This is a genomic window from Oxynema mangrovii CENA135 (assembly GCF_016632315.1).
Lineage (GTDB): Bacteria > Cyanobacteriota > Cyanobacteriia > Cyanobacteriales > Laspinemataceae > Oxynema > Oxynema aestuarii.
This window is the reverse complement of the sequence record NZ_JAEOXH010000001.1, coordinates 3329147-3348466: the sequence shown is the minus strand read 5'-3', so window position 1 is coordinate 3348466 and position 19320 is coordinate 3329147. Positions and strand designations below refer to the sequence as shown.

Here is a 19320-nt window from a genome sequence, read left to right as displayed (position 1 = left end):
CGGCTTGATTATCCGGCGTAATCGAACTGACTTTTTGAAGCGGGTACGATGCCCGATTTTACGGAGCTTTTGAGTGGTGTAATTTGTTCCTGAAGCGGGCATGATGCCCGCTCTACAGTATTTCGGGGTTCCGAGTGGTTAACCGGAAAAATTAAGCGGTTGTTGGTAATTTATTGAGATAAAGAGTTTGAGTGGGATAAGCCATTTCAATTTCCCGTTTTTCAAACTCTTCTTTGATGGTTAAGTTGATTTTTTGTTGGGCATCCATATATTGAGTGTAATCGCTACTTAAGATGTAGTAGACAATCTCAAAGTTCAAACTAAAGTCGCCGTAAGAGAAAAAATGGGCGCGATCGAAGGTAGTATTATCGAGTTGTTCGATCGCCCCTCGAACGATGCTGGGAATTTCGGCGAGTTTGTCCGTTGAGGTTTCGTAAGTGACGCCGAGATTGAAGACCACCCGGCGGCGTTCCATGCGCTTGTAGTTGCGAATGCGAGATTCGGTTAAGTCTTTATTACAAAACACTAATTGTTCGCCGCTCAAACTGCGGATGCGCGTGCTTTTGATCCCGACATGTTCGATCGCCCCCATGTAGTCGCCAATAATAATAAAGTCGCCAATTTCAAAGGGGCGATCGAACAGAATTGAGAAATAACTAAATAGATCTTCCAAAACACCTCTGGACGCCAGGGCGATCGCCGCGCCACCGATTCCCAACCCGGTGATGACCGCCGATAAATCAAAACCGAGATTGTCGAGTAAGAAAATCGTGGCGATCGTCCAGACAACAACGCGAATGGCAGGACGAATGGTTTTGATATCTTCGCTGACGAGTGCGGGGTCGTGACCTTTTTTGAGCCAAAAGAGGTTAAACGCCCGTTCGCTGGCTGAAACCAGGATTTGGGCGATCGCGAACGTGACGGCGATCGCGCCGAGGGCGTCGATCGCCCGAACTAAAATGGCATTAATTTCGAGATTTTGAACGCTAATATATAAAGCGCCGACGTAAAGCAAGGGAACTAAATTCGATTCAAAAATTTGAATCAAAGAATCGTCCAATTCCGTGCGCGTTTTTCTCGCCCACTTTTTGACCTGTGCTAAAATAACGCTATTGAGAATTTTAATCCCGATGATGCTGACCAAGAAAGTAGCAGCAGAAATAAGGTAATCTAGAACCGTATTCTGAAAAAATTGTTGTTGCAGAATCTCTGGCATCATGTCACTCTTCAGACGTGTTCGACTCTAGATATACTGCCACACTAAGGCAACCTTGAGGATTGGCAGCAGCACGCGCCGTAAATTGGTGCGGGTTCGGAGGAGATGATCGGGTTGAGAGTGTGGGACAATTAAATGTGTAGGCGCGGGAATCTGAGCGGTTAGCGAATTTCTATGACTAAGTTTGTGTTTGTCACTGGCGGGGTCGTTTCCAGTATTGGCAAAGGGATTGTAGCGTCCAGCCTGGGACGATTGCTCAAATCGCGGGACTATTCGGTCTCGATTTTGAAGCTCGACCCTTACATTAACGTCGATCCCGGAACCATGAGTCCGTTCCAACACGGCGAAGTGTTCGTCACCGACGACGGCGCCGAGACGGATTTAGATTTGGGACATTACGAACGCTTTACCGATACGTCGATGTCGCGTCTCAACAGCGTGACGACGGGTTCGATCTATCAGTCGGTGATTAACAAAGAACGTCGGGGAGACTACCAAGGGGGAACGGTGCAAGTGATCCCCCACATCACCAACGAAATTAAAGAACGCATCCATCGCGTGGCGAGAAATACGACGCCGGATGTGGTGATCACGGAAATTGGCGGAACCGTCGGCGATATCGAATCCCTGCCGTTTTTAGAAGCAATTCGCCAATTCCGCAAGGATGTGGGACGGGCCAACGTCGTTTACATGCACGTGACCCTAGTTCCTTGGATTCCGTCGGCGGGAGAAATGAAAACGAAGCCGACCCAGCATTCGGTCAAGGAGTTGCGATCGATCGGGATTCAGCCGGATATTTTAGTCTGTCGGTCCGATCGCCCGTTACCGCAAGGACTCAAAGATAAAATGTCCGAATTTTGTGACGTTCCGGTGGAAAGCGTCATTACCGCAGCTGATGCTAAAAGCATTTACGAAGTGCCACTGGTTCTCGAAAAAGAAGGACTGGCGCAACAGACCCTCAACTTGCTGCAAATGGAGGCGCGCCAACCGGATCTGAGCGAATGGGAACGGTTGGTAGAACGACTCGATCGCGGCAGTCACCGGGTTAAGGTGGCGATCGTCGGTAAATACGTGCGTTTGAGCGATGCGTACCTCTCCGTCGTCGAAGCCTTGCGCCACGCGGCGATCGCGATCGGGATCGACGTCGAACTCGAATGGGTCAACTCCGAAGATATCGAAGCCTACGGCGCCGAAAAATATCTCAAAGACGTGCAAGGGATTTTGGTTCCCGGCGGTTTTGGCATTCGCGGGATCGACGGTAAAATTGCCGCAATTCAATACGCGCGCGAACAGCAAATCCCCTTCCTCGGCTTGTGTTTGGGGATGCAATGCTGCGCGATCGAGTGGGCCCGTAACGTCGCTCACCTCGAAAATGCCAACAGCGCCGAATTCGACCCCCAAGCCAAAAACCCAGTGATTAACCTACTTCCCGAACAGCAGGATGTCGTCGATCTCGGCGGAACCATGCGCTTGGGTCTGTATCCCTGTAGAATTACCCCGGGAAGTCTGGCGTTGAGCTTGTATCGAGAAGAAGTGGTTTACGAACGCCACCGACATCGGTATGAATTTAATAATGCCTACCGCCAACTGTTGTTAGAGTCGGGATTCTCGATTAGCGGCACTTCTCCAGACGGGCGCTTGGTAGAAATTATCGAATTTCCCAACCATCCTTACTTTATTGCCACTCAATTTCACCCCGAATTCCGCTCGCGATTGAATAAACCCCATCCCCTGTTTAAAGGATTACTTCAAGCCGCACTCGCCACGATCGCCGACAGTGGCGATCGCGATCGGCACGAAGAATCCCCCGCACTCAGTTCTCCGAGCATTTCTTAACGGAATGACGGGTAGCTGTCATGCTCAAATCTGCAAGTTGAGGAGGGCTTGTGGCGTATTGGGTCAAAATCATTTATGAGAGAGATACCTACGTCATCGATCTCAAGCAGATTACAGCGTTTTGTCGGGCGCCTGCCAACGGTAAATTAACCTTTTGGTTGCCCGATAACGGCTACCCTATTGTCATTCACCCGCAAAGCAATCCGGAGGCGTATCAAAAAGTGCGAGAGTACCTAAAAACAGCCCAGCGAGAACGGCGGGAATCGTACTGGGTTCGGATTGTTTACGAGCGCGACGAATACGATATCGATTTGAGTCGGGTTCATACCTTCTCTCGCACCCCCGGAAACGGTAAATTGACCTTTTGGCTGCCCGATAACGGCAAGCCAATCATCATCCACCCGCAAAGTAATCCCGAAGACTATCGCAAAATCGTAGACTACATCGAAAAAAGAACGGGCTACCATTTAAGCTAATTTGTCTGCGCTGAGGACTAGTCATCTTCACAATCCCCTCGCCTTTAGGCGGGGGAGAACGTCAAGAGGGTTTGCTATCGACTTTGATGCGACTGTCGCCGATTTGGGGTCTGCCGTTGTGGTTCCACCAATCGTTCCATTGAGAGCGATCGAGGACGATTTGGCGATCGCCCGGCACGCTATCGTTATAAAGGGCGATCAGTTTGAGCAAAGAGGCCGTATATTCCCGCAAGAGGCGATCGCACTCCGAGAGTAAATCCCCCCGGGAATTAATGCCGTTGAGTTTTTTCGCTTCCCACACCGAAGAAATAAAGCGAATAAACGCCGCATCGGAAACTTCTTCGAGGGCATCGACGACGTTAGAATCTAAATTAAACGAATAGCGATCCACCACTCGCCCCAACGCATTTCTCAAATTAGAACATTCGTAAGAAAGATAGTCTAACCAGTCCATTTTTTTGCCCTGGGGTGTCAGGACGGGAGACATTTTGAATAAATCGAGATTTTGGACATCTTCGTAATAGCGATCGGTGAATAAATCCGGCAAACTTTCATAATCGGTTTCCGGTCGTTCCCGACAAGATGCCTTATACATTTCAAATAATAAAGACACTTGTTTTCGTAAAACAAAGCGAAGCTGACGAAACGCAATTTCTCGAAACTTCTTTTTTTCTCGCTCGCGATTTTGTTGAACCGTGCGCGTAATTGAAAACACCACCAATAAAATACCGAGGACTTCCGCCACTAAATTAATTAAAAAGTCTTTGAGCCACACATCGCAAATATTCGGTTCGATCCAGTAGCCGTTAATACAGGCAGAAGATAGTAAAATGGCTAAGAATAGGATTAAAAACAGAATCGAGTAGGATTCTTTGAGAACCCACCGCGAAAAAAACTTTTTGATATTTTCCCACATAAAAGCGATCGTCAAATTAGAAATGAAGGGAGGCAAGTTCCCGCTAAACCGTCGAACCCAATCGGTCAGCATCTACGGCCACCCCAAGTAGAAATTCTCCTCCCTTTTCTGTCCCCAGGGGCGAGAAATTTTTCGCCCCTACTGTTCGGGAAAAAGAGAATGAAAAAGAATGCGATTCGCCTCATCAGTTTAACGAGAGTTTAACGATCGCGATCGGCGGCCATCTCTGCCCCACTATATTCTAACTGTTCCAAAAAATCGGAAGGATCGACCCCTAAAGCCCGGGCAACTTCCAAAAATTCGACTACATCTAAACGTCGTTCTCCTCGTTCGTACTTGGATACGAAAGATTGAGGTTTTTGTAAGCGTTCGGCCACTTGAACCTGAGTGAGTTGATGGGCTTGACGAACCTCGACTAACAAACGACGAAATTTTACATATTTTTCTGTAAAAACAGACTTGCTCACTCTCGGTCAATTCTCCTCGATTGGCGCTTGAAATTTTAAATCCTAAAACAGGATAATCACAAACGGAGGGATTGACAAGGGTCGAAGCGATCGCCGCTTCCAAAAATAGAGAAAATAAGAACGCAACTGTTACGAATACCGGAACCTCACCCGGGCTTCTAAGTCAACCCAAATTTAAGGGGAATCCATGAATCCCAATGCTTTCAAGCGACGGCAGTTTTTGCAATGGGGGGCGGCGAGTTGGCTGTTGACCCAATTGGGGCCTCAATTGAGCTTGAGCGCGATCGCGGGGGATCGCCCCTCGGCGACCCCCTCCCAGAAACCCCCACGCCTCAAGGTGGGCGATACGGTCGGGTTAATTAACCCATCGAGTCCCATCGAACGCGAAGATCTCGACTATAGCCGCCAAGGGTTGGCCAAATTGGGGCTGAAGGTCAAGTTTGGAGCCCACGCCCTCGACCGATACGGCTACTTGGCGGGACGCGATCGCGATCGGGCCGCCGATGTCAACGCCATGTTTGCCGATCCCGAAGTCAAGGCAATTTTGACCGTTCGCGGCGGTTGGGGTGGCAACCGGATTTTACCTTTACTCGATTACGACTTAGTGCGATCGCATCCCAAGATTTTTATGGGATATAGCGATACTACCTCACTTCTGCTCGCCTTATACACTCGGGCGGGATTGTCCACCTTTCACGGTCCGGTGGGAACCTCGACCTGGAATGAGTTTTCCGTTGGCTACGTCCGCCAGCTTTTATTTGAAGCCGGACCCGCTATTTTCCGCAATCCTCCCGGGTTTTCGATCCAGACGATCGCCCCAGGAAAAGCACGCGGTCGCCTCGTCGGCGGTAATTTATCGGTGCTCGCCGCGATGGTCGGTTCGATCTATTTACCGTCGTGGGACAACACGATTTTATTTGTCGAAGAAATTGGCGAAGATATCTATCGGGTAGACCGGATGTTAACCCAACTGAAATTAGCGGGAATTTTAGATAGAATTAGCGGGTTTATTTTTGGTCAATGCAGCAATTGTAGCGCCGGAGAAGGGGACGATCCCTCGTTAACTTTGCCGCAAGTTTTATCGGATTTAATTCGACCGCTAGGAGTTCCCGCGTGGTACGGTTCGGCGATCGGTCATATCCCGGAGAAATTTACTTTACCCCTCGGAGTGGAGGTGGAAATTGACGCCCGCCAGGGGACGATCGCCCTATTAGAATCGGCAGTAAGTTAAAGGAGTTTTAAGCTTGAAAGAAGAAAGTTAAAAGACAAAAGCTGAAAGACAAAAGTTAAGGAATTTTTAAAGGAGGTTTTTGAGAAGAGGCGATCGCCGATCTCGCCGTGAGAACGAGCAGTTTTAATGCAGAAGGGCTGAAATTTCATCGACCACTTGGATTCTGCCCCTGCAAATCGATCTGAGCAGGCGGTCGATCGAAAATCTCTCGTCTTCGCTGAGATGGTCTAAGTAAAAAATCGCCGCCATCAAGCCGTAGCGATCGGCTAAGGTGACTTGTCGGGTGCAACCGATTTGGGCGATCATCTCGGAAATGGCATGGGGTAGGAGTTGGATTGAAAAGTACATAATTACTGTAGGAATTTTAGGTAAAGTTTCACAGTCCTATCATGTCATGCTTTCCCGACGGTTTCGGTGATTCAAACCAAACTGAAATGGTGATACGATCCCGCTCGGGAGGCGATCGCGATCTCTCCAGTCAGGCGATCGTTTCCTCTCATTGGTGCGATCGCGATCGCTGACAAAAATAAGGTTTGTTGATAGGCTCCAGAATAATCTTTTTTCAGAACAAACTGAGTTGATGATAGCTCGGCTCTGGCGATCGGTTCTCTCGAACAGATAAAGGGTGAATCTCTAGTCGTTGGAGGCGATCGCTTCCGAGCATTACCGATCCTCCTCAAGCTCTTTATTTTCCTCGACTTCGGGATCCGCTACGATCTCTCGCACGGTGACGACATCGCCCGGATCTTCCCTCAACCGCAGCGCCCGGAATGAATGCGGTCTATTTGTGTTTGGATTGGATATCCACTCGGACTCAAGCCGTTTAAATGTCTAACAGCTTATCCGATCGACGAAAATCATTGAAAATTATAATTCTCGACAAATGTTGTCATGTCATCCCCGTAAAAACAAGAATGACAGGAGGGGCGATCGCTCTTTTAAAGAACTTAAACAACTTTGCCAACAACTTTTATTGTACGCATTGGACGGGTTTAAACTGTTGTAGTAAATCTTTTTGAGATTGGCTCAAGTTCACCCAAGGTCGGGCATTTTTCAGCATTTCTTCTGCTTCTCGGGCATTGTCTGCCAATCCTCGGGCAATTAATAAGGCGCCCGCAACGGTGGCCGATCGCCCGTGACCGATCGCGCAATGTAAGTAGATATTTCCTTCCCAATCTACTAACTGTTCCACTAATTGCTGAAACTCCGCGTCACTGGGAACGGATGCATCTAAAGTAGGCAAACATAAATAAGACTTGCCCTCAATCACTTCTTTCAAAACCGGAAATTCAGCCGTTAAATCCACAATTAAATTAATATCTTCCGGTAATTCTTTCGCAAACGCCCGCCGTCCCAAAAAGATTCCCGGAGCGACTTCGTTATAACAATCTTCTTTTAAAATCCGATGTTCCAGATGCCAAATTCCCCAGCGAACGAGCAAATAAGGCAACATTAATATCAATGCCCAAATCGCCAAGCGTCCATTATCCTGTTTGCCAAACACCCGATAACCTAACCCCGCATAAGCTGCCGCGACCAACCAAAAACTGACTGCGGGCCATAAAAATAACCACCCCCATCCTTGGAGGGAAACGGCTAAACTGGCAAAAAATAAACCCACTCCGATAAAGAGGACAATGTATTTCATGTTTTAGGCAATCTTGGTGACGGATAGGTTATTGCATAGGATATCTTATTGGAAAATTGAATAACTTTGGTAAAATAACTCAGATTTTTACCGATCGCCGCCACCCCAGATGTCATCATCTAAAATCTAAACTATCAACTCTAAAATCTAAACTCTAAACTCTAAAATCCTTATGTGTCGTTTGTTAGGTTATCTCGGACCGCCGATTCAACTCGATCGCCTCCTGTACGAACCGGAACATTCTCTCGTCGTTCAAAGCTACGAACCCCGCGAGATGACCTCTGGCGTCGTCAACGCCGACGGGTTCGGGATTGGATGGTATCACGCCCGACGCCAAACCCATCCGTTTACCTACAAACATATTTTGCCGATCTGGAACGATATCAATCTCCCCCAACTCAGCCGCTATATCGAGTCCGGTTCGGTGTTGGGATACGTCCGCAGCGCCACCCCGGGACAAGCGCTCGATCTCAGTAACTGCCAACCTTTCGGCGATCGCGACTGCCTGTTCGTCCACAACGGCTTTATCAAAAACTTTCGCCACACCTTATATAAACCGATCCGAGATCGCCTCTGCGAGGAAATCTATCTCAAAATTCACGGAACCACCGACTCAGAGCATATTTTTGCCCTCTTTCTCGAAGAACTACTCGAAACCGACGACGATCTCGAAAAAGCTTTATACGAGACCGTCACCACCCTCGCCAAACTTGCGCGACCGGATAACATCTCCCTTTCCGCCAACCTCATCGTGAGTAACGGACGGGAAATGGTCGCCTCCCGATTTGCCACCACCGCTACACCGCCTTCCCTGTACTGGTTGCGCGACGATCGCCGCTTTCCCGACGCGGTGATGATTGCATCCGAACCCTTATTCGCAGGACACTGGAACCGTTGTCCAGAAAATAGCCTGATTCGTGTTACCGCAGACCTCGACCTCCACGTTTACCCCCTCCAATGCTGACCGGGCGATCGCCGAAAACCTGCGCGATGGCTTCATTCGCTGTCGCCAAGGCACCCTCGAACTCTTTGAGGCGATCGACGATCCCACCTTCCGCCACCAAGTTCACCCAGATTTTAGCCCCGTCGGTTGGCATCTCGGCCATATTGCTTATACCGAAGCCCTCTGGTTGCTCCAACATTGTGCCGGGATGGCGCCCTTGCGCCCGCAATATCACAAACTGCTCGCCGCCGACGGCTTACCGAAAAGCGAACGGGTAAATTTACCCGAATTTCCCGAAATTGTCGCCTATCTCGACGAAGTGCGCGATCGCACCTTCTCTTATTTAGAGACCGCCCCGATCTCAGAACAAGAACGACTCTGGCGGTTTATCCTTCAACACGAAAGCCAACATACCGAAACCATCGGCTTTCTGCTCAACCTGCAACGCGGACCGTGGCAACCGACCGCCGATTCCCCCGCTTCTCCCGTCGCCGACCGATCCGAATCCGACGACATCGAAATCCCCGGCGGCGACTTCTGGCAGGGGAACGATCGCCCGGATGCCTTAGATAACGAGCGATCGCGCCATTTACACTCTCTCCCCACCTACGCGATCGATCCCTACCCGGTCACCTGCGCCCAATACCGCCAATTTATCGACGCCCGAGGCTATCAAACCGCCGCCTATTGGTCTTCCGAAGGCTGGAACTGGGTTCAAACCCATCGGATCGATCGCCCTCTATACTGGACGGGCGATCGCACCTTCGACACCCACCCCGTCTGCGGCGTCAGCTACTACGAAGCCGAAGCCTACGCCCGTTTCGCCGGAAAACGCCTCCCCACCGAATCCGAATGGGAAAAAGCCGCCAGTTGGAACCCCGACGGCGAGCTCCAACAGCTTTATCCCTGGGGCGACCGCTTCCCCACCGCCACCCATTGCAATCACGATAACGCCCACCCCCACACCACTCCCGTCGATGCCTATCCCCAAGGCGCCAGCCCCTACGGTTGTTACGACATGCTGGGGAACGTCTGGGAATGGACCGCCACTACCTTCGACAGTTATCCCGGTTTTAGTGCTTTCCCCTATCGCGGCTATTCGCAAACCTACTTCGACGGCGAACATCGGGTATTGCGCGGCGGTAGTTTCGTCACCCGTCCCTGGGCGATGCGCTGTAGTTTCCGCAACTGGTACCATCCCTGGATTCGCCAAATTTTCGCCGGATTTCGCTGCGCCCGTAGCCTGTAGTCGTTGTGATTTGCGTCCTCAGAAAAAAGATGCGATCGCCTTCCCATCAGATGGGACAATACCAACGGCAATCTGTTTCAACCGAATTTAACGACATTGCCCTGTACGTGCCTCCACTCAAACTTTATGACTTTTCCCCAATCCTCTGACTCCACTTCTCTCGCCGCCGATGCAGAGGCGATCGCGCGATCGTCCCTCCTCGAAAATCGCCTGCGCCTCGAACGCTTGATCGATCCTTCCGGAACCTCGGCGACGGAAATCGCCAACGCCGCCGATGTCGTCGCCGGGTTGACCAAAACTCCCAAAACCCTACCCCCAAAATACTTTTACGACGATCGCGGTTCCCAACTGTTCGAGCAAATTTGCGACCTGCCCGAATACTACCCCACCCGTACCGAAGCCGCGATTTTACGCCAATACGCCCCGGAAATCGCGAAATTAACCGGAAATTGCGAGATTGTCGAACTCGGTAGCGGCAGTTCGACCAAAACCCGCATCCTCTTAGACGCCTATCACGATTCTGACTCCCCCCTTCACTACGTCCCCGTCGATGTCAGTGGCGGCATTTTAGAAAGTAGCGCCCGCGAACTCCTCGTCGATTATCCGTCCCTCCAAGTTCACGGTTTAGTCAGTACCTACGAACTCGCTTTAGAACAACTACCCACCTATCTCCCCTCTCGCACAATTTGTTTTTTAGGCAGCAGTTTGGGCAATTTAAACCCCGAAGAATGCGATATCTTCTTCTCCCAAATTGTCGAAGCGATGCAACCGGGAGATTATTTTTTATTAGGCATGGATTTGCACAAATCTAAAGCAATTTTAGAACCCGCCTACAACGACGCCCAAGGGGTGACGGCTGCCTTTAATCTCAATATGTTGCAGCATTTGAATTGGCGTTTTGACGGTAATTTTAATCCCGAATTTTTCGAGCATCGCGCTTTTTATAATGAAGAAAAACGGCGCATCGAAATGCATTTGCACTGTCTGCGATCGCACGCCGTTCGCCTGCGCGGTCTCGATTTAACGGTTGATTTTGAAGCTGGAGAAAGTATTTTAACCGAAATTTCCCGCAAGTTTGACATCGAACAGATGCAAAATTATTTACAACAGAAACAACTTGCCCCGGTTCAATCCTGGACTGATGAAAATGGCTGGTTTGGCTTGTTATTGTGCCAGCGTCAACCAAATTAGTTCAATTTAGGTAACAACTCCTGTGGTGCGGGCATCTTGCCCGCCTCTTTCTCTCACACTTATTCCTCGATCGCCTCCCCCTTACCCCTTTCTAATTCCCGATAATACTCTTGCATTAATTTCGGCCATACTAACAGAAAAAATCCCATCCAGATCGACACCGGAACCGCGACGATCGCGCTAAGCCATATTAATTTAAAAAGTACCCAACTCCCCACAATTAAACTGATTCCAGTTAAGGCGATCGACCACGGTTGACACCACCACGGTTTATAAGACCAAGGATTAAATGGTTTAGCTTCTGACATCGCCTAAACTCCTCTAGCTTGAATGATTCTCAATTAAGTTATACCGTTTTTCAGGATCGCGCTTCATCCCCTAAGTCTCTTATTATTGTAAATCTTAAGAGCAAAGATTCCCTAATCAAATCTAAACCTAACATCGTGAAATCCCTAGTTTTCATCCCGATCGTTTTACTCTCATTCATCCTCCCCTCTCCCGTTTTTGCCGCCCCTTGCTATACCGTCAACGATGCAAATTTGGCGTCGCGAAGCTATCGCCAAATTTGCATCGTTCGCATCAAACGCAGCGCCAAATATCATTGGGAATATCGCGTCCAATTGCAAATCGACGGGGAACTCCAACCGCGAGAACTCTGGAACTGTCGCGATCGCCTGCGAACCGACCGAGACGGTCGAACCCGCCCCTTTGAACCCGACGGAATCGGAGATCGTCTTTGTCAGGTACTCGATCGCTAACCCGGGTTTTTATAACTTGCACGCCCTTGCTAAACTATCCAGTTGAACGATTAGATAAACATATTCTATGGCTGTTATCGATCGCAGGCAGGAAATCCACAAATGGCGACCCCTCCCCTAAACTATCCCCCTACTGACAACCGTTTGTCCTTTCGGCGCGATCGCGCCTGGCCCTTCTGGCCGATTTTTCCCCTCTATCCCTACGGACAACGCCGAACCCTGCGTCAAGAGGTCGTCAAAAACACGATCTGGACCTTCGATCAATTCCAAGGCATCTTATATGTCGTCGTCCCCATCCGCATGACCGTCGTCCGCCTCGAAAGCGGCGGTTTGCTGGTATACGCCCCCGTCGCCCCGACCCGGGAATGTTTGCGACTCCTCAACGAACTCGTCGCCCAACACGGCGAGGTCAAGTATATTATCCTCCCCACGGGTTCCGGATTGGAGCATAAAGTCTTTATCGGTCCGTTCGCGCGCCGCTTCCCCCAAGCGCGGGTGTTCGTCGCCCCCGGTCAGTGGAGTTATCCCCTCAATTTACCGCTCACTTGGCTGGGCTTTCCACGCGATCGCACCGAGTATCTGCCCGCCGAAAGTTCGCCAACCCCCTTCGCCGACGAGTTCGACTACGCCATCCTCGGCCCCATTTCCCTCGGCTTGGGCAAATTTACCGAAGTTGCCTTGTTTCATCGTCGGACTCGCACTTTGTTGCTAACCGACGCGATCGTTTCCGTCCCCCAAGACCCGCCCGCCGTCCTTCAAGAAGACCCCTATCCCTTACTCTTCCACGCCCGCGACACCACCCTTGACGAAGTAGAAGACACCGACGCCAATCGTCGTAAAGGGTGGCAACGCATCTGTCTATTTGCCTTATACTTCCAACCGAGTGCCTTAGATGTGATTCCCTGGGGTCGGGCATTCCGCGAGGCATCCCAGGCGCGCGATCGCTCCAGAAAAGCTTATTTTGGGTTATTCCCGTTCCGATGGAAACCCCATTGGCAGCAATCCTTTAATGCCTTAAACCATCAATATTTATTCGTCGCCCCGATCCTACAAACCCTCATTTTAAATCGCGATCCTCAAGCCACCCTCGCCTGGGTCGATCGCGTCGCCTCCTGGCAATTTCAACAAATGATTCCCTGTCATTTTACTGCCCCCATTTCAGCAACGCCCAACCAATTCAAACAAGCCTTTTCTTTCTTAAAAAAGAACCCTTATATCGTCGATCCGACCCTCGCCCGCGTCAAACTTCCTCTAGAAGATTTTGAATTTTTGGAAAAATTAGACGCCACCTTAAATCAACGCGGCGTCACCCCTCCCGCCAAAGAAAAAGTCTAGGAAAATCGAACCATTGCCTTTGACATTTGACATTCTCCGTCCTCAATCGGCAAAAATTCTTGGGCTGAATCTTGCCTCTACCCGACTGATAGGGGTAACTCCGGCGATCGCCCCCTCTCAAACAGGGCTATTAATGTTTATTTTATGTTTATTTTCTAAACACTCTCTTACCGTATAACTTTTGAACGAGATTAGCGACGCATTCCCCCACCTCGGAACAGGTGGGGGTCAAGGAGCAGTGAAGTATCAATCGTCATAACCCTGATTTTCTATGTACTGTTTCAAGACAGATAGAGGTGTCCCGCCACAGGAAATGGCGCTAAACCCACGCTTCCAAAAAACAGGCTTCCAGTAATACGGTTTTAGCTGTTGGGCGTAGCGCCTACGAATCTCTCGACTCGTAACGGTTTTGAGGGTGTTGCACAGCTTGGATACGGACACTTTTGGAGCCAAGTCAACCAACAAATGAATGTGGTCTTTTGCGCCCAAATCCGCCTTTGCATCCTCTAAGATGCAGTCGTTTTTGGCGCAGATATTCTGAGCCAACACCTTGATGTCAGCCTCTATCTCGTCGGTAATGACGGGATGTCGGTACTTCGTGACGAACACGATATGCACCTTGAGTAAGGCGACACTATGAGAAAACGACCGGAGTTTATTCATTATTCAGCAAGACTTTCAGCCTTATTTTTTAATTGTCACTGTGATATTATAGAGGCATGAAAGTCAAAAAGCCTCCCAAAATTATTCGCACTGACAAATGGGCATTAAACCCAACTGCCGAGCAGCGTTATCTGTTCGGTGAAACGGTAAATGTCTATCGTCGGGTGTGTCGATATTTGGTCGGCATTGTCTTTACACACTGGCCAGAGTTAGGAGTTGGGTCGCCTGACGAGCAAATCCGTGCCGTAGAGCGATTGATGCACTCTACGGCGAAGCGACCTGTCGTGAAATACCCGCAAATCGATCGGGTGTTTCACAAGTTCCCCAGCTACTATCGCAGGGCTGCAATTAGTTTTGCGATCGGACAGGTTAGCAGCTACATAACTCGGTATCGAAATTGGCAAAGTGGTCTATCCCGTAAACGTCGGGACGCCAAGCCACCTACGCTCAATGCGGATGCAGGTTGCTATCCTGCACTCTACAAAGGCCAGTGCTACAAGCTGCATGGCTATGATGCGGTTGAGATTAAGGTGTTTACGGGGTCTGACTGGATCTGGACAACCGTTCAGATTAGTGGGCTTCGAGAACGCCATGAAGTGCCGGGCAACAAGATGTTGTCGCCGTCTCTCATCTTCAATAGCAAAGCCTGTCATCTTTCAGTTCCGTTTCACTGCGTTCCTCCGAAGCGGAAGCCTGACGAGAATGTTGTTGCCGTTGACCTGGGCATCAATACCACGGCAACGGTAACCGTCGTGACCTTCGACGGTACTGTAATCCATCGTGAGTTCATTCACCCTGGAAGAGACATAGACCGTCGAGACCAGCGGCTCAAGTCCGTTTCTATGCGGGCTTCTAAGACGATGGGTAAAGGCGGGAAGCTGCACAAAGGCTTCTGTGTCAATACCTATCGCAAATGCCGTAACATCAACACCCAGATTGGTCACATCGTTTCTAAGCGGATTGTTCAGATTGCCAGTGAGTTTAACTCGGAGGCTATCGTCTTCGAGAACCTAAAAGGCTGGAAGGCGACAGGTGGGCGGAAACGCTCAAACCTGCGTCAACGTTTTCATGGTTGGCTCAAAGCTAAAATCCGCGACTACACCGAAATGAAGTGGCAAGAGGCGGGTGGCAAGGTCATTGATGTCGTTGCCGCTTATACCTCGAAGCTGGCTTATGACGGTTCTGGTATCGTCAAGCGTGATTCCCGGAATTACGCACTTGCAAAATTCTCCTCTGGCAAGCGGTATAACGCCGATCTCAACGGTTCGAGCAATATTGCCGCCAGAGGCATCATTAAGCTCACGCGCAGAAATGACCGTGAGGGCCGTTCCAGCAAAAGTTCTGGACGGTCGCCTAGAAGCTGGGCTTGTCTGTGCGATCTCTGGACTCAGGATAGTCTGAGATTAGCATAGGACACTCCCACCTCGGCTATGCCAGGTGGGAGAGCTTCATCAGGTTTAGATTGAGGCTTGGAGTTTCTTCCAAAGGCGGGCAAGATATCCAAATGCCCGCCCTAGGGACTAATAATAACTTCCGGTTTTGCGATGATGCACCGCCGTAACCCCATTCGGGTCGAGAACTTTACCATTTTCAACCCGGGCGTAAATCACCCAGTGATCGCCGCATTCCATGCGGTTATCGACGACGCATTCCAAATAGGCTAAAGCATCGACCAACACCGGACAGCCGTTATTCGCTTCTTCAATTTCCAATCCCGCAAATCGATCCTCGCCGGGGGCGAAACGCTTCATAAACTGTTTCTGCACGTGTTTCTTGTCCTCGGCGAGAATATTGAGGACGAACCGATCTCCCTTGTGGGCTAAAGATTCCAACGCCCGGTCTTTGGCGACAGACACCGTTAAACCCGGAGGGTTAAACGTGGCTTGGGAGACCCAAGACGCCAGCATCCCACTGATGACATTGCCCCGTTTGACGGACATCACGCATAACGATCCGACGATGCGACCGACAGCTTGGGCCGTGCGATCGCTCTGGGTTGCAGCGACAGAGGATTTCGGCGTCCGGCGTTTCTGGGCTTTACGCAGAAATTGAGCGAAATCGACCCCCGCTTCTTCGCATTCTTGTACCGTGACGTCGGTGGGTTTGAATTTGACCCGGATCGGTTCAAAACCGAATTTATACCCGGCATCTTTTAACTTCGTTTCGAGTAAATCGATCGCCTCGCCACTCCAACCGAACGACCCAAAAACTCCAGCTAATTTATTTTTAGAAGCACTATTGAGCACCACCCCCAACGCCGTTTGAATTTGGGTGGGGGGATGTCCGCCCAAGGTCGGCGAACCGATGATAAAACCGTCGCATTTCTCGACGGCGGCTTGAATCTCGGCGGGTTGGGCGTGTTCGCAATTGATGGTTTCGACGGCGATTCCCGCCCGGGTCAGCCCTCGGGAGATCGCATTGGCGATCGTGGCCGTATTGCCGTAAGCGGAAGCGTACAATAAGGCAACATTAAACTCTTTCTTACTCTGTTCCTCGGACCACTTACGATATAACCCCGTCAGTTCGGTCATCCCGTAGCGGACTAACGGACCGTGTCCCGTGGCGTAGAGTTTAATCTCGGGTAATTCGGCAATTTTATCGAGGACGCCGAGAACGGGTTTACTTTGGGCGGCGTGGAGACAGTCGTAATAAAAGCGGCGGTCTTCGCTGTAGATAGACCAGCCCTCATCGAGAATTTGTTCGCCGCAAACGTGGGCGCTAAAAAACTTATCGGTATAGAGGATTTTAGTGAGTGGGTCGTAGGTAAACAGTTCGTCGGGCCAGCGTGGGGTGGGAAGGGGCAGAAACTGCAACTGGTGACCTTTGCCGAGATCGAGGGTATCTTCGCCGCGAACGACGATAATATCGAGCGATCGCCCCTCGAAGAATTGACGCAAACTCAACGCCGCCGGATTGGAACAGACAAAGGTAATTTGTGGCGCGCGATCGAGTAAGACTTTCAGGGTAGCGCCGCGATTGGCGTTGAAATGTCCGAGAATGACATAATCAACCGCCCCGAGGTCGAGTCGCTGACTGAGGGCGTCGAGATAGTTCTCGGTAAACGATTCTCCCGGGGGGTCGATCAGGGCAAGTTTATCGGCTTCGAGAATGAAGGAATTGGCGGTCGTTCCCCGTTGGAGGGAATATTCGATCTCGAATTTGAGTCGATCCCAGGTCCGCGATCGCAATACTCGCGTTTCTGGGGCGATCGTAATCAGTTGAACGTCTCGTTTTTTTATCGGTGTCTCTAACATGGGAGATTTTAGATTTTAGATTTTAGATTTTAGATTGAGAGAATTAGGAATTGGCAGGCAAGATGCCTGCCCTACAGGGGTCTCAGTCCGATCCTGGGTTCGGGATTGGCAGGCAAGATGCCTGCCCTACAGGGGTCTCAGTCCGATCCCCATCTCACAGGCTGGGTCGATCTTAATAGTGATTGCCCACTTTGCGATGGTGAACGGCGGTCATCGCTTCGCTATTGGAGACCCGTCCCGCATCGACTTTGCTGTAGACAATCCAGTGATCGCTACAGTCCATACGACTGACCACTTCGCATTCGAGATAGGCGAGGGCTTCGCTTAAAATGGGGCTGTTGTTTTGCGCCTGCTGAGTTTTCACCCCTTCAAAGCGATCGGCGCCGGGGGGAAAGCGTTTGAGAAAATGCTTCATCAAATTTTGGTACTTGTTCTCTTCGAGGATATTGAGAACGAAGGTATCGCCCACTTGCATTAAGGCTTCGATCGCCCGGTCTTTGGCGACGGCGATCGTAATTCCGAGGGGTTCAAAACTCGCCTGAGTTACCCACGATGCCAACATGGCACTGGCAACGTCGCCTTTTTTCGCCGTAATAATATAAAGTCCGCCGCTAATCCGTCCGAGGGCTTTATCGACATCGCTATCGAGAGACTTCATCTGTTTGATGGTCTTCTTGATACTCAGCAACTGCCCCATGTCGGTTCCCGCTTCGTCGCACTGTTTGTACGTCGCTTCGTTGGGGGTTTGTTCGATCCGAATCGGCTCAAAGGCTTGTTTTAAGCCCAATTCTTTGAATTTGACGCTGAGGGGATAGATCGACTGGTCGTTCCCCCCGCCGGATTCGAGCAGTCCGATCGCCTGTTTGTCGTGGGCGCTGGCTAAAATGGTTCCGATCGCCGTTTCGGCAATATCCGCCCCGGGTCCGGAAATTGGCGGCGAGGCGATCGCGATTCCCGTCGCCAGACCGACGAGTTCGCGTACTTCGTGGCTGTCGGCGGATTTGAGGTCCATCATTTCGACGTTGACCCCGGTTTTGGTAATCCCGTGGGCGATCGCTTGGCTGAGGCGATCGCTGTAGCCGTAATCGGAGAAGTAGAAGACCGCGACGGTGGTTTCTGCTTTCGCTTGCGCCTGACTCCACTCTTGATAGCGTCCGGTCAGTTCGCCGATGTTGTAGCGCAGCAACGGCCCGTGTCCGGTGGCGATCGTGGTAATCTCGCCGAGTTTGTCCATCCGTTTGAGGGCGGAGAGCACCGATCGCGCGTTGGGCGCCATCAAGCATTCGTAGTAAAAGCGGTAATCGGCTTCGATCGCGCTGAGGTCTTCGTCGTAGGTGGCGTCGGAACAGTAGTGCATTCCGAACGCATCGCAGGTAAACAGGGTTTGGGTACCGCGATCGTAGGTGAAAATCGTATCGGGCCAGTGCAAGTTGGGCGCGCTGACAAATTCGAGGACATGTCCGTTCCCGAGGTCGAGTTCGTCGCCACTTTTGACGATTTGCCGTTCAAAAGGGGTGTGGACGAGGTTTTCTAAGAATTGGATCGCGACTTTGGCGCCGACGACGGTAATCTGCGGCGCGATCGCTAAAATATCTTTGACTAAGCCACTGTGATCCGGTTCGGTGTGGCTGATAATCAGGTAGTCGATTTCACTCGGATCGATTTGCTGGCGTAACAGGTCGAGGTAGCGATCGCGGAATTTGGCGTGGGAGGTATCGACCAGGGCCGTTTTTTCCCCTCGGATAATAAACGAGTTGTAGGTGGTTCCGTTTTGCAAGCCAAATTCGATGTCGAAGCGATCTCGATCCCAGTCGAGCGATCGGATCGTGGTCGTATCTCGGGCAATCTCGCGAGTTTCTAAGGTTAAGCGCGGTTGAGCGCGATCGGTGAGGGCTACCATCCGCTATTTCTCCTATGCTTGAACGAACGTTGAATATTTAGTTATTTGTTGAGGGCAGATTTTCCAGATTTTTTCCCGGCTCCCCTTGGCAACGCGGGTTGACAAAAACAAATTCTCTAATTCCTTTTCTTTACAGATTGTTACATATTTTAATCGTAAATTTTAATTAATTTTCTTATGGGTTGGCATAAGAAGAGTAAAACCGGGGAGAGATTGAAGGCGTCGGGAACTGGGATC

At 50.5% G+C, this 19320-nt stretch carries 19 protein-coding genes; 10 read left to right on the top strand and 9 right to left on the bottom strand.

The annotated features are described in order from the left end of the window. Positions 1 to 151: 151 nt before the first annotated feature. Positions 152 to 1219, bottom strand: coding sequence for a mechanosensitive ion channel family protein (locus tag JJD41_RS13085; protein ID WP_200666555.1), 1068 nt, complete (start codon positions 1217 to 1219; stop codon positions 152 to 154). A 171-nt stretch (positions 1220 to 1390) separates the two neighbouring features. On the opposite strand from JJD41_RS13085, the gene JJD41_RS13080 reads away from it, so the two are divergent. Both JJD41_RS13080 and JJD41_RS13075 read left to right on the top strand, forming a co-directional pair. Beyond that, entirely contained in the window at positions 1391 to 3052 is a 1662-nt protein-coding gene (locus JJD41_RS13080) for a CTP synthase (RefSeq protein ID WP_200666553.1), read from the top strand. Between the two features lie 50 nt (positions 3053 to 3102). Beyond that, positions 3103 to 3528, top strand: coding sequence for a hypothetical protein (locus JJD41_RS13075; RefSeq protein WP_200666550.1), 426 nt, complete (start codon positions 3103 to 3105; stop codon positions 3526 to 3528). A 61-nt stretch (positions 3529 to 3589) separates the two neighbouring features. Here JJD41_RS13075 and JJD41_RS13070 read toward each other — a convergent pair whose 3' ends face one another. Both JJD41_RS13070 and JJD41_RS13065 read right to left on the bottom strand, forming a co-directional pair. Next, a complete protein-coding gene (locus tag JJD41_RS13070) occupies positions 3590 to 4516 on the bottom strand; it encodes a hypothetical protein (protein ID WP_200666548.1) in 927 nt (308 codons plus the stop codon). Between the two features lie 128 nt (positions 4517 to 4644). After that, positions 4645 to 4911 (bottom strand): helix-turn-helix domain-containing protein, encoded by a 267-nt coding sequence (locus JJD41_RS13065; protein ID WP_168567747.1) that lies wholly within the window; start codon positions 4909 to 4911, stop codon positions 4645 to 4647. A gap of 187 nt (positions 4912 to 5098) precedes the next feature. Here JJD41_RS13065 and JJD41_RS13060 point away from each other — a divergent pair, with 187 nt between their 5' ends. After that, a complete protein-coding gene (locus JJD41_RS13060) occupies positions 5099 to 6142 on the top strand; it encodes a S66 peptidase family protein (RefSeq protein ID WP_200666546.1) in 1044 nt (347 codons plus the stop codon). Between the two features lie 123 nt (positions 6143 to 6265). On the opposite strand, the gene JJD41_RS13055 is transcribed toward JJD41_RS13060, so the two are convergent. After that, the gene (locus JJD41_RS13055) at positions 6266 to 6490 is read right to left on the bottom strand and encodes a hypothetical protein (protein WP_200666544.1); all 225 of its coding nucleotides are present in this window, start codon (positions 6488 to 6490) and stop codon (positions 6266 to 6268) included. A 41-nt stretch (positions 6491 to 6531) separates the two neighbouring features. Here JJD41_RS13055 and JJD41_RS25370 point away from each other — a divergent pair, with 41 nt between their 5' ends. Continuing rightward, entirely contained in the window at positions 6532 to 6663 is a 132-nt protein-coding gene (locus JJD41_RS25370) for a hypothetical protein (RefSeq protein ID WP_255547286.1), read from the top strand. Positions 6664 to 7112: 449 nt separating this feature from the next. On the opposite strand, the gene JJD41_RS13050 is transcribed toward JJD41_RS25370, so the two are convergent. Further along, the gene (locus tag JJD41_RS13050; protein ID WP_200666542.1) at positions 7113 to 7790 is read right to left on the bottom strand and encodes a dual specificity protein phosphatase family protein; all 678 of its coding nucleotides are present in this window, start codon (positions 7788 to 7790) and stop codon (positions 7113 to 7115) included. A gap of 172 nt (positions 7791 to 7962) precedes the next feature. On the opposite strand from JJD41_RS13050, the gene egtC reads away from it, so the two are divergent. The 3 genes from egtC to egtD all read left to right on the top strand — a co-directional run bounded on the left by egtC (position 7963) and on the right by egtD (position 11173). Next, entirely contained in the window at positions 7963 to 8754 is a 792-nt protein-coding gene (gene egtC, locus JJD41_RS13045; RefSeq protein ID WP_200666540.1) for an ergothioneine biosynthesis protein EgtC, read from the top strand. A 7-nt stretch (positions 8755 to 8761) separates the two neighbouring features. After that, a complete protein-coding gene (locus tag JJD41_RS13040; RefSeq protein WP_200667319.1) occupies positions 8762 to 9982 on the top strand; it encodes an SUMF1/EgtB/PvdO family nonheme iron enzyme in 1221 nt (406 codons plus the stop codon). Positions 9983 to 10108: 126 nt separating this feature from the next. After that, positions 10109 to 11173 (top strand): L-histidine N(alpha)-methyltransferase, encoded by a 1065-nt coding sequence (gene egtD, locus JJD41_RS13035; protein WP_200666537.1) that lies wholly within the window; start codon positions 10109 to 10111, stop codon positions 11171 to 11173. 59 nt (positions 11174 to 11232) lie between these two features. Here egtD and JJD41_RS13030 read toward each other — a convergent pair whose 3' ends face one another. Further along, positions 11233 to 11481, bottom strand: coding sequence for a DUF6737 family protein (locus tag JJD41_RS13030; RefSeq protein ID WP_200666535.1), 249 nt, complete (start codon positions 11479 to 11481; stop codon positions 11233 to 11235). Between the two features lie 135 nt (positions 11482 to 11616). Between JJD41_RS13030 and JJD41_RS13025 the strand changes: the two genes are divergently transcribed. Together JJD41_RS13025 and JJD41_RS13020 are read left to right on the top strand one after the other, a co-directional pair. Then, positions 11617 to 11931, top strand: a complete 315-nt coding sequence (locus JJD41_RS13025) for a hypothetical protein (RefSeq protein ID WP_200666533.1) — start codon at positions 11617 to 11619, stop codon at positions 11929 to 11931. 102 nt (positions 11932 to 12033) lie between these two features. Further along, positions 12034 to 13266: a DUF4336 domain-containing protein gene (locus tag JJD41_RS13020; RefSeq protein WP_200666531.1), complete on the top strand. Its 1233-nt coding sequence runs from the start codon at positions 12034 to 12036 to the stop codon at positions 13264 to 13266. 246 nt (positions 13267 to 13512) lie between these two features. Here JJD41_RS13020 and tnpA read toward each other — a convergent pair whose 3' ends face one another. Beyond that, positions 13513 to 13929 (bottom strand): IS200/IS605 family transposase, encoded by a 417-nt coding sequence (gene tnpA, locus JJD41_RS13015; protein WP_200666529.1) that lies wholly within the window; start codon positions 13927 to 13929, stop codon positions 13513 to 13515. Between the two features lie 56 nt (positions 13930 to 13985). Between tnpA and JJD41_RS13010 the strand changes: the two genes are divergently transcribed. Further along, positions 13986 to 15341, top strand: a complete 1356-nt coding sequence (locus tag JJD41_RS13010) for an IS200/IS605 family accessory protein TnpB-related protein (protein WP_200666527.1) — start codon at positions 13986 to 13988, stop codon at positions 15339 to 15341. Positions 15342 to 15449: 108 nt separating this feature from the next. On the opposite strand, the gene JJD41_RS13005 is transcribed toward JJD41_RS13010, so the two are convergent. Both JJD41_RS13005 and JJD41_RS13000 read right to left on the bottom strand, forming a co-directional pair. Beyond that, positions 15450 to 17183, bottom strand: a complete 1734-nt coding sequence (locus JJD41_RS13005) for a diflavin flavoprotein (RefSeq protein ID WP_200666525.1) — start codon at positions 17181 to 17183, stop codon at positions 15450 to 15452. A 172-nt stretch (positions 17184 to 17355) separates the two neighbouring features. Beyond that, a complete protein-coding gene (locus JJD41_RS13000) occupies positions 17356 to 19083 on the bottom strand; it encodes a diflavin flavoprotein (protein ID WP_200666523.1) in 1728 nt (575 codons plus the stop codon). Between the last annotated feature and the right edge of the window lie 237 nt (positions 19084 to 19320).